This is a genomic window from Micromonospora matsumotoense (genome assembly GCF_900091525.1).
GTDB classification, from domain to species: domain Bacteria; phylum Actinomycetota; class Actinomycetes; order Mycobacteriales; family Micromonosporaceae; genus Micromonospora; species Micromonospora matsumotoensis.
The window spans coordinates 375,516-389,164 of the sequence record NZ_FMCU01000004.1 but is presented as its reverse complement, the minus strand read 5'-3'; the positions used below and the strand labels follow the sequence as shown (position 1 = coordinate 389,164).

General features: G+C 71.8%; 10 protein-coding genes. 4 read left to right on the top strand and 6 right to left on the bottom strand.

The window, feature by feature from the left end; genetic code table 11:
• The first annotated feature begins 32 nt into the window (after window positions 1–32).
• From GA0070216_RS11380 to GA0070216_RS11370, 3 genes are read left to right on the top strand one after another with little or no spacing between them, the layout of a single operon-like run.
• Window positions 33–1,079: a taurine ABC transporter substrate-binding protein gene (locus GA0070216_RS11380; RefSeq protein WP_091243595.1), complete on the top strand. Its 1,047-nt coding sequence runs from the start codon at window positions 33–35 to the stop codon at window positions 1,077–1,079.
• A complete protein-coding gene (locus tag GA0070216_RS11375) occupies window positions 1,063–1,842 on the top strand; it encodes an ABC transporter ATP-binding protein (protein WP_091243592.1) in 780 nt (259 codons plus the stop codon). Before GA0070216_RS11380 ends, GA0070216_RS11375 begins: the two co-directional genes overlap by 17 nt.
• Window positions 1,843–1,864: 22 nt before the next feature.
• A complete protein-coding gene (locus GA0070216_RS11370) occupies window positions 1,865–2,746 on the top strand; it encodes a TauD/TfdA dioxygenase family protein (RefSeq protein ID WP_091243588.1) in 882 nt (293 codons plus the stop codon).
• 327 nt (window positions 2,747–3,073) lie between these two features.
• Here GA0070216_RS11370 and GA0070216_RS11365 read toward each other — a convergent pair whose 3' ends face one another.
• The 3 genes from GA0070216_RS11365 to GA0070216_RS11355 all read right to left on the bottom strand — a co-directional run bounded on the left by GA0070216_RS11365 (window position 3,074) and on the right by GA0070216_RS11355 (window position 6,876).
• Window positions 3,074–3,445, bottom strand: a complete 372-nt coding sequence (locus GA0070216_RS11365) for an ArsR/SmtB family transcription factor (RefSeq protein ID WP_176738918.1) — start codon at window positions 3,443–3,445, stop codon at window positions 3,074–3,076.
• Window positions 3,446–3,649: 204 nt separating this feature from the next.
• Window positions 3,650–4,960, bottom strand: coding sequence for a CE1 family esterase (locus GA0070216_RS11360; protein ID WP_091243581.1), 1,311 nt, complete (start codon window positions 4,958–4,960; stop codon window positions 3,650–3,652).
• 332 nt (window positions 4,961–5,292) lie between these two features.
• Window positions 5,293–6,876, bottom strand: a complete 1,584-nt coding sequence (locus tag GA0070216_RS11355; protein WP_091243577.1) for a cellulose binding domain-containing protein — start codon at window positions 6,874–6,876, stop codon at window positions 5,293–5,295.
• Window positions 6,877–7,270: 394 nt separating this feature from the next.
• Between GA0070216_RS11355 and GA0070216_RS11350 the strand changes: the two genes are divergently transcribed.
• Window positions 7,271–8,164, top strand: coding sequence for an SGNH/GDSL hydrolase family protein (locus GA0070216_RS11350; protein WP_091243574.1), 894 nt, complete (start codon window positions 7,271–7,273; stop codon window positions 8,162–8,164).
• Between the two features lie 158 nt (window positions 8,165–8,322).
• Here GA0070216_RS11350 and GA0070216_RS11345 read toward each other — a convergent pair whose 3' ends face one another.
• The 3 genes from GA0070216_RS11345 to GA0070216_RS34485 all read right to left on the bottom strand — a co-directional run bounded on the left by GA0070216_RS11345 (window position 8,323) and on the right by GA0070216_RS34485 (window position 13,090).
• Window positions 8,323–9,996: a cellulose binding domain-containing protein gene (locus GA0070216_RS11345; protein WP_091243571.1), complete on the bottom strand. Its 1,674-nt coding sequence runs from the start codon at window positions 9,994–9,996 to the stop codon at window positions 8,323–8,325.
• A gap of 117 nt (window positions 9,997–10,113) precedes the next feature.
• Entirely contained in the window at window positions 10,114–12,960 is a 2,847-nt protein-coding gene (locus GA0070216_RS11340) for a glycosyl hydrolase family 95 catalytic domain-containing protein (RefSeq protein WP_091243982.1), read from the bottom strand.
• A complete protein-coding gene (locus tag GA0070216_RS34485) occupies window positions 12,953–13,090 on the bottom strand; it encodes a hypothetical protein (protein ID WP_176738917.1) in 138 nt (45 codons plus the stop codon). Before GA0070216_RS34485 ends, GA0070216_RS11340 begins: the two co-directional genes overlap by 8 nt.
• Window positions 13,091–13,649: the final 559 nt, after the last annotated feature.

Here is a 13,649-nt window from a genome sequence, read left to right as displayed (position 1 = left end):
CCCCGCCGTCAGCTGTCAAGAATGGACGCCCCGTGCATCGACCTGTCCCCCGTATCCTCGCCGCCGTCGCCGCGGTGCTCACCACCGTCTCGCTCGCGGCCTGCGGAGACGGCGCCGCCAGCGGCGGCGGAGACCCGCAGCGCAAGAGCATCCGGATCGCCTACCAGGCGTTCCCCAGCGGCGACCTGATCGTCAAGAATCAGCGGCTGCTGGAGCGGGCGCTTCCCGACTACACCATCACCTGGACCAAGTTCGACTCCGGCGCGAGCATCAACACCGCCTTCGCCGCCAACAGCGTGGACATCGCCGCGATCGGCTCCAGCCCGGTCGCCCGGGGGCTGTCCGCCCCGCTGAACCTCCCGTACAAGGTGGCCTTCGTGCTCGACGTCGCCGGGGACAACGAGGCGTTGGTGGCCCGCAACGCCAGCAACGTCAGCACCGTCGCCGGGCTGCGCGGCAGGAAGATCGGCACCCCGTTCGCGTCGACCGCGCACTTCAGCCTGCTCGCCGCGCTGGACCGGGCCGGGGTCAAGGAATCCGAGGTCACCCTGGTCGACCTGGAACCGCAGGACATCCTCGCCGCCTGGAGCCGGGGCGACCTGGACGCGGCCTACACCTGGCTGCCGTCCCTGGACGCGCTGAAGAAGACCGGCAAGGTGCTGGTCACCAGCCGCGAGCTGGCCGCCGCGGGCAAGCCCACCCTGGATCTCGGGGTGGTCTCCACCGCGTTCGCCGACGCCCACCCCGGGGCGGTCGACGCCTGGCGTCGGGCCGAGGCCCAGGCGCTCGACGTCATCGCCACCGATCCGACCGCCGCCGCGACCGCCGTCGGCAAGGAGCTGAACCTGAGCGCCACCGACGCGGGGCACCAGCTGGGTCAGGGAGTGTTCCTGAAACCGGCCGACCAGTCCGGCCCGGAGTGGCTGGGCACCGCGGACAAGGTGGGCGCGCTCGCCGACAACCTGCACGGCGCCGCGGTGTTCCTCAAGAGCCAGCAGAAGATCGACGCGGTACCCGACCCCTCGGTGTTCGCCGCGGCCATCTACACCAGGGGACTGCCGGATGTCCTCAAGCCCTGACGCGGCGGTCGACGTCCGCGACGTGACCCACGTGTACCGGACGGGGGGCGGGGCGGTCACCGCGCTGGGCCCGGTCGACCTGCACGTGACGCCGGGCACCTTCCTCGTCCTGGTCGGCGCGTCCGGCTGCGGCAAGACCACCCTGCTGCGGCTGATCGCCGGCTTCGAGGAGCCGACCAGCGGCACGGTGACCGCCGCCGGGGCGACGCCGGTGCCCGGCCGCAACGCCGGCCTGGTGTTCCAGCAGCCGAGGCTGCTGCCGTGGGCGACGGTCGGCGGCAACGTCGGGCTGGGTCTGCGGTACGCCGGTGTGCCCCGGGCCGAGCGGGCCCGCCGGGTCGCCGACCTGCTGGACCGGGTCGGGCTGCCCAACGTCGCCCACCGGCGCACCTGGCAGCTGTCCGGCGGTCAGCAGCAGCGGGTCGCCATCGCCCGGGCGTTGGCCGTGCAGAACCCGCTGCTGCTGCTGGACGAGCCGTTCGCCGCCCTCGACGCGCTGACCCGGGAACGGTTGCAGGAGGACCTGCGCCGGGTCAGCGCCGAGACGGGCCGGACCTGCGTGTTCGTCACCCACAGCGTGGACGAGGCGGTGTTCCTCGGCAGTCGGGTCGTCGTGCTGACCAACCGTCCGGGGCGGATCGCCCTCGACCTGCCCGTCGATCTGCCGCGCGGCGGTGTCGAGCCCGACGAGTTGCGGGGCGCACCGGAGTACGCCGCGCTGCGCACGACGATCGGCCACGCCGTACGGGCCGCGGCGATCTGAACCGGATGAGAGGACGACACGGATGACCGACACACTGCGGGAGTTGGCCCTGACACCGCTCGGGCCGCACTTCGCCGCCCGGGTGACCGGGCTCGACCTCGACCGGGCGACCGACGGGGAACTCGCCGCCGTGCGCGCGGCCCTGGTGGCGCACAAGGTGCTGTTCTTCCCGGACCAGCGGCTCGACGACGACGGCCAGGTGCGGCTGGGCCGCCGGCTCGGCGAACTGACCGCCTCCCACCCGGTCGTCGGCGGGGTGGACGAGGCACACCCGGAGGTGTATGCGCTGGACAGCGCCGACAACGGTTTCGCCGACGTCTGGCACACCGATGTCACCTTCGTCGCCCGACCGCCCCTCGGCGCGATCCTGCGGGCGGTCACCCTGCCGCCCAGTGGCGGCGACACCACCTGGGCGGACAGCCAACTCGCCTACGACTCGCTCGCCGAACCCGTACGCCGACTGGTGGACCGGCTGGTCGCCGTCCACGACGGCAACCGGGAGTTCGGTTACTACCTGGCGCACCGGCGCGGCGGGCGGGGCAGCGTGTGGGAGGACGAGGTGGTCACCCGGCTCGACCCGGTGGAGCACCCGGTGGTGCGGGTCCACCCCGAGACCGGCCGCCGGGGCATCTTCGTCAACCCGGGCTTCACGTCGCACATCGTCGGTGTCTCCGAGGCGGAGAGCCGGGCCGTCCTGGACCTGCTCTACGCCCACCTCACCAAGCCGGAGCACCTGGTACGACACCGGTGGCGGCCGGGTGACGTGGTGATGTGGGACAACCGCAGCACCGCGCACTACGCGAACCGCGACTACGGCACCGCCCGGCGGATCGTGCACCGGATCACCCTGCGGGGGGACCGTCCCCGGGGGCCGGGCGACCCGTGGCGTCCGCCGGCGGCCTGAACGCCGCCCCCCGCCGAGATCGGGTGGGCCGGGCACGCGCCGGCCCACCCCAGGCCGCCGGGCGGCACGGTCCCACCGGGTCCGGGGTGGCCCGCCGGGCCGACGATCCTCGTGGGCGTCACCGCCGCGCGAGGTCGCTCAACGGGCGGCGGCGGGGTGCCGGGCGGCGGCCGACCGCTGGCTGGGCCGGGGCACCGGCCTGATCAGCTTCGGCCGTGCCTATCTCGCCAACCCCGATCTGGTCGAGGGGAATCCGTCGCGGACCGGCCGGGGCCGGGTGGTCCGTCGAGCTGCGGACCGGGAGCGTGCTCGCCCCGGTGCCCGGCGTCAGCGGGTCTTCTTCGTCGCCCGTTTGCGGGGCGGGGTCAACAGGTCGGCGATCGCGGCGATCGCGGCGGGCACCGTGCGGTAGTACGCCCAGACGCCACGCTTCTCGCGTTCGATCAGGCCGGCCTCGGTGAGGATCCTCAGGTGATGGCTCACCGTCGGCTGGGACAGGCCCAGCGGCGCAGTGAGGTCGGTGACGGACGCCTCGCCCTCCGGGGCCGACTGGATGAGGCTGAGCAGTCGTAGCCGGGCCGGGTCGGCGAAGGCCTTCAGCACTCCCGCCAGCCGCTCCGCGTCGGCGCGTTTGATCGGCTCACCGGCTAGCGGCGAGATGACAGGCGTATTGGTTTTCGCAGCTCCCACGTCCGCCATCATGGCAGCAAGAGGCACGTCGGGCCGCTCGTTCGACGATCGGCCACGACGAATTCGCGGATCGGGTGACTCCTGCCGGCGAGTCGGCCGACCCGCCGTCGCGGACCGGGCGACGCCCGGGGCCGGGTGCACCGGACGTCATTCCCGTGCACCCGGCCCCGCCTCGTGTTTCCTGGTGACGCAGCCGAACCGCGACCGGTCCGGTCAGCGGGTGGTGCAGGTGGGCGTCAGCCCGGACCCGCTGCCGTTGCCCTGGAAGCCGAATTCCGCCACCTGACCGGCGCCGAGTTGGCCGTTGTAGCTGACGTTGGTGAAGCGCACCGTCCCGGTGCTGCCACTGGCGGTGGCGTTCCAGGTGTTGGTGACGCTGGCCCCGCCGGGCAGGGTGGTGCTGACGGTCCAGCCGGTGGTGCCGGAGGAGCCGGCGGTGACGCGTACGGAGGCGGTGAAGCCACCGGTCCACTGGTTCACCGACACCGTGGCGGTGCAGCCGTTACCACCGGGCGGCGGCGTGGTCGGGGTCGCGGGCGGGGTCGTCGGGGTGGGCGGCGGCGTGGTGGGCGGCGGCGTGGTGGGCGGCGTCGTGCCGTCGAACTGGGTGAAGAAGCTCCACACCACCGGTCGCGTCCAGGACTTCTCGCCGGGCGCGTAGGGGTCGGCGGTGCCGTCCACGGCGTTGGGGGCGTGTCCGCCGTCGAACGGCGCCCAGGCGACCGGATAGCCGGCCCGGCAGCCGGAGTAGTAGGTGACGGTGTGCGTCAGGCTGCCCTGCGCCGGCTCCGGCGGGTTCTGCGGGGTGCAGCCGTTGTTCCGGACGAACCGGTCGCGCAGCGACCGCCCGGTCGCGATGGGGAGCACGCCGTCCCGCAGACCGTGGATGCCGATGTACGCGATCGGCTGGGTGCCGCCGTTGCACCCGCTGAGCTGGCCGCCGGAGTAGACGGCGACGGCGCGGAAGACCGTGGCCCGGGCGCAGGCGATGGCGTAGCTCATCCCGCCGCCGTAGCTGAAGCCCATGGCGAACCGCTGCGTGGTCTCGACGCACAGGGCGGACTCGATCTGGCGCATCATGTCGTCGACGAAGGTCAGGTCCCGGTCACCGCTGTTGGCCCAGCCGTTGCCGATGCCCTGCGGTGCGACGAAGATCGCGCTGTTGTTCGACAGTGCCCGGATGCCGTAGTAGGACCACGGGTATCCGCTCGTCCCGCCCGAGTCGACGTCGTTGGCGGTGCCGCCGTTCCAGTGGAAGCCGAAGATCAGCTTGTAGGGGTGGTTGCGGTCGTAGTTGTCCGGGATCCGCAGGATGTACGAGCGGTTCTGGCCGCCACTGGAGATGGTGCGGTTGCCGCTGGTCAGCGTGGGTGCCTTGCCGCAGCCGGCGGTCGCCGCGAGTGCGCCGGCGTCCTTCGCGTAGGCGGGCGGGCTGGCCCCGGCGGTGATCGCGGCGCCGCCCATGGCGAGGGCGAGCGCCGCGACCCCCGCGACGGCACCGGCTACGAGGCGGTGTCTCGACATCAGGAAGGGCTCCTTTCGGGAGCGGGGTGATGCGGTGAATGCGATCGACCGCCCGGGGCAGGGCTACGGCGGCCACGGACGCGGCGGCGCTAACTCTCGATCAACCCCGGCAGGCGATGATATGTATCGATGATTACAAACGTAATCCGTATGACGTATGATGTCAATGTGGGGGCGGTCGGTGGCCCGGAGCAGCGCAAACGGGTCAGTCATCCGAGGTCATCTGTCCGATGAAGACCTGTCCGGCTAACGCCGCGGGGCCGACGGTGCACGCGCCGCCGGCCCCGCGGCGGCCGGGAAGCCGGTCCTCCGGCGTCCGCCGGAGGACCGGCTCACCAGGTCAACGGCAGGGTGTTGACGAACCGGGTGAGCGCGCCGGCGAGGAGCTGGTCGTCGCGGCGGGAGGGGTGCCAGTCGCAGCCGAGCTTGTCCAGCCCCAGCGCGTTGTCGTCGTAGTAGAGCGAGCGGATCCGGGTGTCGCCCCGGCTGACGCGGGTCTGGACGATCTGCTGGACGGAGCTGGCGAGCGCGGTGGTGGGGGACAGGTCGGGGTAGGTGAGCACGATGAACGTGTCGGCCCCGTACCGGCTGCGGAGCTTGTCGATGAAGGCCAGGTAGGCGGTCCGGTAGTCGGCGGCGAGCTGGTCGATGGTGGCCCACCGCTCACCGGGGTTGAGGGCGGTGGAGAAGTCGTTGATGCCCAGCCCGACCACGACCAGTTGCGGCTTCCAGGTGCTCGGCTTCTGCCACACCGTGCTGTTCCACAGGGCCTGGAGATCCGTCTCGTAGTAGGTACGGAAGTTGTCCGTGCCGCCACCGTTGTAGTTGCGCACCATGCCGAGGCCGGACCAGGCGGTGAGCTGGTAGTCGGCGTTCAGGCTCTGCGCGGTGAGCGCGCCGAAGGTGACGTCGGCGTTGGAGTTGCGGGTGACCCCGCCGTTGCTGTTGCAGTCCCGGGTGGTCGACATGTTGCCGTACCCGGCGGTCCATGAGTCGCCGATGAACTCGATCTGCCGGCTGCGGGGGGCGGGCCTGGTCAGGATCGCGCCGCCGGAGGCGGCGACCAGACCACCGAACTCGCCGGCAGCCCACGGGCTCTCGGTGCGCTTGACCAGTCGTACGGTGTGCTCGGCGTTGGTGAGGCTCCGCACCCAGTAGGTGGTTCGACCCGGGGTGACCAGGGTGGCGACGGTCGCCCCGTCGATCTGCACGACGTAGTCGTTCTGCGCGTCGTTGAGGACGATCCCGACCCCGGTGCCGCGGAACCGGCCCTCGAAGTAGATGCCGGGCCAGGTGTACTGGGCGCTGGTCCCGACCGCCTTGACCCGCCCGACCGTCGACGTCTGGTCCAGCGCCCCGGATGCCGGCGGCGCGGTGGTCGGCGGCACCGTCGTGGGCGGCGCGGTGGTGGGTGGCGTCGTGGTCGGCGGCGTCGTGGTGGGCGGCGTGGTCGTCGGCGGCGCGGTGGTGGGCGGCGCGGTCGGGCTGGTGGTACGCCCGGTGCACGGCACCCCGTTGAGGGCGAAGTCGACCGGCACCGGGTTCGACGAGTTGTTCCACGAGGCGCCGAAGCCGAACTGGGTGCTCGCCCCGGAGCCGAGGTTGCCGTTCCAGCCGGCGTTGGTGACCGTGACCCGACCGGTGGCCTGGGTCACCGTGCCGTTCCACAGCTGGTCGATCACCTGCCCTGCGGCAAAGGACCAGGTCAGCTGCCAACTGGTGAGCGGATCGCCGAGGTTGGTGAGGTCGACGCTCGCGCCGAATCCGCCCGGCCACTGATTCGTCACCGCGTAGGTGACCCGACAGCCGGCGGCGGCCTGGGCGGGTGCGGTGCCGGCGAGCGCGGCGGTGGCGGCGACGGTGGCGGTGGCGAACAGCGACACCGCCAACCGGAACCGGGAACGGGTGAGTCGCATCGGTGGTCCTTCCACGAGGATGGCGGCGACAGTTGTCGGCCGTGGTGCTGGGGCGGCTGCACCGGATCTCCCGTTCGGGGGCGGTGGCCGCGCAGATGTCGAGGGGATGCGCCGGGTGGTGACGTGCCGCCAACGGCCCTGATCCGCCGTCGGCCGGCTCACGTCGGTGGTGTCGTGCGGTGTCGCTCGCCCTGCAGCCAGCCCGGCTCCGCGGAGATTATCCCGCCCGGCTTTCACGTCCGTCAATCGATCTGGCTGCTGCCCTGGGCGTCGGCCCGGTGGCGTCCGGGCCCGTGCCCATGTCGGCAATTTACTGAGATCCATCTATATTGACGCCGGGCGTCAGCAGCGGCAGGATCGCGGCACCACCCCCGTGATCTGCCCTGGAGGCGTCATGCCCCGTCCCCGCCTGCCGCTGCTGCGGGCCGCCACCCGGACGGTCGCGCTCGCCGCGGCCACCGCCGGTGTGCTGCTCGCCGCCGCCGTGCCCGCCAGCGCCGCCGTCCCCACCGGTCGCTACGTCGCGCTCGGCGACTCGTACACGTCCGGTCCGCTGATCCCCACCCAGGTCGACCTGAACTGCCTGCGCTCCCACCGCAACTACCCGTCCCTGGTCGCCGCGTCCGCCGGCTCCTCGTCGTTCGCCGACGTGAGCTGCTCCGGAGCCACCACCGACGACATCCGTTACGGCGGCAGCGGCTCGTGGGGCGGCGCGCTGCCACCGCAGCTCAACGCGGTCACCCCGAACACGGCCCTGGTGACGGTGCAGATCGGCGGCAACGACATCGGCTTCTCCAGCATCATCAGCGACTGCGCCCAGGCGAGCTTCAGCAGCCCGCTCGGCTCGCCGTGCAAGAACCGGTACACCGCCGGCGGCACCGACCAGTTGCAGGCCCGGATCACCGCCACCGCGCCGAAGGTGACCGCCGTGCTCCAGGCGGTCCGCCAGGCCGCGCCCGGCGCGCGGATCGTGGTGCTCGGTTACCCGGCGATCGTGCCGGACTCCGGATACGGCTGCTGGCCGCTGGTCCCGATCGCCTACCAGGACGTGCCCTACCTGCGGGGTGTGGCCAAGTCGCTCAACGCGATGCTGGCCGGCGTCGCCGCCGCGAACGACGCCAGCTACGCCGACGTCTACACCCCGTCGATCGGGCGCGACACCTGCAGGAGCAGCGGCACCCGGTGGGTGGAGGGGCTGGTGCCGGAGAGCGCCGCGGCGCCCTTCCACCCCAACGCCCGGGGCGAGCAGGGCATGGCCACCGCCCTGCTGGCCACGCTGAACAGCTGAGCGGGCCGAGCGCGACGACTGACCAGGTGCCCTGCCGGACGGGTCGGTGCCACCGATCGTCCCGTGGGGAGGAGGTTCCCCCTGTCATGAGCCGTCCCGGTATCGGGCCGGCTCATGACAGGGGTCCGCACGTCTGCGGGCGCGGGCCGGTTTCCCGGTCAGGCCACGCCGCACTCCTGGCCGTTGAGGGTGAACCCGGTCGGCTTGGCGTTGCCGCCGGACCAACTGGAGATGAAGCCGAAGTTGGCGCTGCCGCCGGGGCTGATGGTGCCGTTCCAGCCCGCGTTCGTGGCGGTGACCTGCGCGCCGCTCTGGGTGTAGGTGGCGCCCCACGCCTGGTTGAGCTGCTGGCCGTTGGCGAACGACCACCGCAGGTTCCAGCCGTCGACCGCCGTGGTGCCGGTGTTGCGGACGATCACCTCGGCCTGGAACCCATCCGGCCACTGGCTGCTGATCGCGTACGTGACCTGGCAGGACGCGGTCGACGGCGGCGGCGTGGTCGGAACCGGGGTGGTCGGGGCCGGCGTGGTGGGCGTGGGGGTGGGCGTCGGGGGAGTGGTGGTCGGGGTCGGGGTGCTAGTCGCGCCGCTGACCCGGTAGACGACGGTGCCGTGGCCCGGCACGCTGGCCGAGATGGCCCCGGAGGTGGTGCTGGTCGTGTTGCTCCACGCGTCGCGCAGGGTGAACGAGCCGCCCGACAGCCCGATCGCGGCGGCGGTGGTGCTGATCGTGGTGGTGGCCGTCCCCTGGTTGAACAGGGCGACCGCGACGTCCCCGTTGGCCAGCCGCTTGGCCAGCACCCGGCGGGTGCCGTCGAAGGAGACCTGGCTGGCCTGGAGCGCGAGCGGGTCCTGGCTGATGCCGAGGAGGTTGGCGTTCTTCAGGATCGTCTGGGTCGCCGCGTTCATGTTGCGCAGGTCGTTGCCGGCGATCATCGGTGAGGCCAGGATGGCCCAGAGCGCGAAGTGGCTGCGCATCTCGGTGTCGGTCATGCCACCGCGGCCGACCTCCATCATGTCCATGTCGTTGAACGCGCCGGGCTTGGCCCGCGCGGCGAGCGGCACGGTGACGTCGACGATGTTCTGGATGCCCATCGGGTAGCCGTTGGTCTGGCCGCTGTTCCAGGTGTTGGTGATGTCCTCGGTGGTGCGCCACATGTTCGACACGTCGCCCCAGTTGCGCTGTGGCCCGGTCTTGGAGTGGATGCTGTTCGAGTTGATGCTCAGCACGATGGGTCGACCGGCTGCGGCCAGCCCGTCGCGCATCTTGGCGAAGGCACGCACCTGGTCGTCGATGCTGCCGCTGGGCGAGCACCAGTCGTACTTCAGGTAGTCGACGCCCCAGGCGGCGAACTGGCGGGCGTCCTGGGCCTCGCGTCCCTGGGAGCCGGTGGCCCCGGGGTAGCTGTTGAAGTACTGGGCGCAGGTCTTGTCCAGCGGGGCCTGGTAGATGCCGAACTTCAGCCCCCGGGCGTGGATGTAGTCGCCGAGCGCCTTCATGCCGGAGGGGAACCGGGTCGGGTCACCCTGGAGGTTGCCGGCCGAGTCCCGGTTCGGGTTCATCCAGCAGTCGTCGACCACGACGTACTGGTAGCCCGCATCCTTCATGCCGGAGCTGACCATCGCGTCGGTCATCTGCCGGATCAGGGCCTCGTTGATGTTGCAGCCGAAGGTGTTCCAGCTGTTCCACCCCAGCGGCGGGGTGCGGGCCACCCCGTTGTCCAGGGCCAGCGCCGGGGAGGTCCGCAGCACCACCGCCGGGCCCGCCACCAGCAGCAGCCCGGCCGCCAGGGCGGTCAGCAGGCGACGCCCGCGGGTAGATGGTCTTCTCATGTTCTTCCGTCCGTTTCACAGAGGTGGGATCGTGCGCGCCGGCAGGGGGCGGGACGCGCGCCGCCACCTCGACCGGCCCGGGGGCGGGGCGAGGCGGCGACGCCCGTCCCACGCCGGTCAGGTCGTGGTGCAGGTGAGGTTCGTCGGTGCGTTGTTGGTGCCGTTCACCGTGCCGATGAAGCCGAACGTGGTGGAGGCGCCGGCGGCCAGCGCCCCGTTGTAGTCGACGTTCTTCACGGTCACGTTCGCGCCGCTCTGGCTGTGCGACCCGCCCCAGATCTGGCTGATGCTCTGTCCGTTGGCGAACGTCCAGGACACCGTCCAGCCGCGGATCGCGGTCGCGCCGGCGGTCACGGTGACCTCGGCCTGGAAGCCACCCGACCAGGAACCCGTCACCGCGTACGTCGCCCGTGCGCCCGAGGGCGCGGGCGAACTGGTGGTCGGGACCGGCGTCGTCGGCGGCGGGGTGGTGGTCGGCGGGGGCGTCGTCGTCGGCGGGGGGGTGGTCGGCGTCGGGGTGGGCGTCAGGGTCGGCGTCACGCCCGGCCGGGCCGCCCGGTAGGTGTGACCGGCGCGGACGGTGAACTGGACGACGTCGGTCTCCGGGCGGGTGGTGGCCGGGGCGCTGTCGTCGGCGACGTCGACGAGGGTGAAGCTGCCGGTGAACAGCCGGGAGCGCAGCCGCAGCGTGCCGTCCCGGTCGGCGCGGATGCCGATCTGGTCGGGCTGACCGCTGCTCCACGCCACGCCGACGGTGTATCCGCCGCGCCCCCGCAGGCCGGCGACCTGGCCGGTGGGCCAGGCGCTCGGCAGCGCGGGCAACACGTTCAGCTCGCCGGTGTGGCTGTGCAGCAGCATCTCGGCGATGCCGGAGGTGGCGCCGAAGTTGCCGTCGATCTGGAACGGCGGGTGCAGGTCGAACATGTTCGGTGCGAGCCGGTCGGTGCGGACCAGGTCGCGGATGAGCTTGTGGGCGCGGGTGCCGTCCTCCAACCGGGCCCAGAAATTGATCTTCCAGGCGAGGGACCAGCCGGTCCCGTCGTCGCCCCGCAGCTCCAGCGTCTTACGGGCGGCCTCGTACAGCGCCGGGGTACCCCGCTTGGTGATCTGGTTGCTGGGGTGCAGGCCGTACAGGTGGGAGACGTGCCGGTGGGTCCGTTCGGTCTCCACCCAGTCGGCCAGCCACTCCTGCACGTTGCCCCGGGAGCCGACCCGGCTCGGGGGCAGCCGGTCCTTGGCCGTGCGGACCTGCGACCGGAAGGTGGTGTCGACGCCGAGGGTCTCGCTGGCGCGGGCCGCGGCGTCGAACAGGTCCCGCAGGATCTGGTTGTCCATCGTCGGGCCCGCGCAGACGCTGGCGTTCGAGTGGTGCGGCAGCTCCGGCGAGTTCGACGGGTTCGTCACCAGGTAGCCGAGCGTCGGGTGGGCGACCAGGGTGTCGAGGAAGAACTGGGCGGCGCCCTTGAGCGCCGGGTAGTTGGCCTGGAGGAAGCCCAGGTCACCGGTGAACAGGTAGTGGTCCCAGATGAGGGTGCCCAGCCAGGCGCCACCGGTCTGCCACATGCCCCACAGCGCCCCGTCGACGACCGAGGCGCCCCGCCACGCGTCCGTGTTGTGGTGGGTGACCCAGCCACCGGCGCCGTACTGCGCCTGGGCGACCCGGGCACCGGTCACCGTCAGGTCTTTGACCATGTCGAAGACCGGTAGGAAACACTCGGCGAGGTTGGTGGTGTCGGCCGGCCAGTAGTTCATCGGCAGGTTCGCGTTGATGGTGTACTTCGAGTCCCACGACGGCGTCAGCGAGTCGTTCCAGATGCCCTGGAGGTTCGCCGGCTGGGTGCCCGGCCGCGAGGAGGAGATCAGCAGGTACCGCCCGAACTGGAACAGCAACGCGGAGAACTGCGGATCGTTGCCGCTCGCGTGCTGCGCGATCCGTACGTCGGTGGTCTGGTCGGCTGCGGCGGTACGCCCCAGGTTGATGCTCACCCGGTTGAACAGCGCCTGGTAGTCGGCGAGATGGCGGCTGCGTAGCTGCTCGATGGCGACGCTCTTGGCGGCGTTGAGCCGGGTGCGGGCGATGCCCTGGTAGTCGCCGTTGACGGTGCGGTAGTTGACGTAGCTGGAACCGATCGAGATCAGGATGGTCACGCTGGTGGCGCCGGACACCCGCAGGGTGCCGCCGGAGCTGCTGACCGTGCCTCCGGTCGCGGCGGCGTTGGCCAGGGCCAGGAACCGCACCGAGCCGGTGACCCCCTCCTGGCTGCCGGAGATGCCGTCGAGCCCGATGGTGGCGGCGTCCGGGCTCGACACGGTGGTGCGTTGCGGGCTGTCGAAGGTGGCGGAGAACGTGATCGCGTTGGCCCGGTCGGCGGTCAACCGCACCACGATCACCTGGTCGGGCGCGCTGGCGAACACCTCCCGCTGGTGCCGTACGCCGCCCAGCAGGTAGGTCGTGGTGACCGTGGCGGTGGTCAGGTCGAGGGTCCGGACGTACTGGCTCGCCCCGCTGGCCGAGCCGAAGGCCAGCCGGAGGTTGCCCACGGTCTGGTAGGCGAGCTGACCACCCGGGTTGCCCATCATGGTCTGGTTGATCAGGTCCTGCGCCGAGGTCCACTGGTCGGCGAAGACCCGCCGCCGGATCTCGGCCAGGTTGGCCGCGCCCCGGGTGTTGGCGGAGTCGTACGGCCCGCCCGCCCAGACGGTGTCCTCGTTGAGCTGGAGCCGCTCGGTGTCGACGTTGCCGAACACCATCGCGCCGAGTCGTCCGTTGCCGATCGGCAGCGCGCGGAGCCAGTCGGTGCCGGCCCCCTCGTCGTACCACAGGGCCAGGTCGTTCGCGGCCAGCACCTGGGGTGGCGCGGCCGAGCCGGCGCGGGCGGTGGCGGTCCAGGCGACCGGCAGCAGCGCGGCGCCGGTCCCCGCCGCCCCGGCCTTGAGGACGTTCCTTCGGGTGACTTCAGACATGATCACTCCCAGCGGTGCGGATCAGGGACGGGTGCGGGTGGGGGCGGGCGTCGTCGCCGAACCAGATGCGGAACCGCCGCGCCCCGGGCCGTCGGGGCGGCGTGCCGGTGTCGGCCTGGCGTCTTGCCATGGCGTGACTCCTGTCGGTGGTGCGCGGTGGCGGGCCGGCAACAGCGCAGGGTGGGGTGTGTGTCGCCGTGGACCCGATCGGGGACACGGCCGATCGCCACCCGTCCCGAGCCGGTGTGGCGATCAGTCAGCAACGGAAACGCTGCTGTGAGCGTTAACAGGCGCGGCCCCTCGCACCCTGACGTCGGCATCCACGAATGCCACGACGGCGCGTCGAGCTCCCGACGGCGCACCATCTCGCCTTATATGGACTCTCGTGGATTCGCGGGGCCCCGTCAAGATATGACCGCCATGTTGCGCGAATGTTCCTTGCCGGGTTTCGGTGGCCCGGGCGGTGTGCCGGACGCCGCCCCGCCGGGTCCGGCGGGTGCCCGGGTGGGTTCCCGGCCGGTGGGACGGCCACCCGTGCGCGGGCGTACTGCCAGATCAGGGCTTTTCGCCGAGGTGGCGGGTGAGCTGCCCCCCGGTGCGGGGTGGGTCGACACGCGGGGGGACCTTGAACCCGGGGCGGGCCTTCCGTAGCATTCAAGTTGCGAAATGTTACCGCAAACATTTCTGGA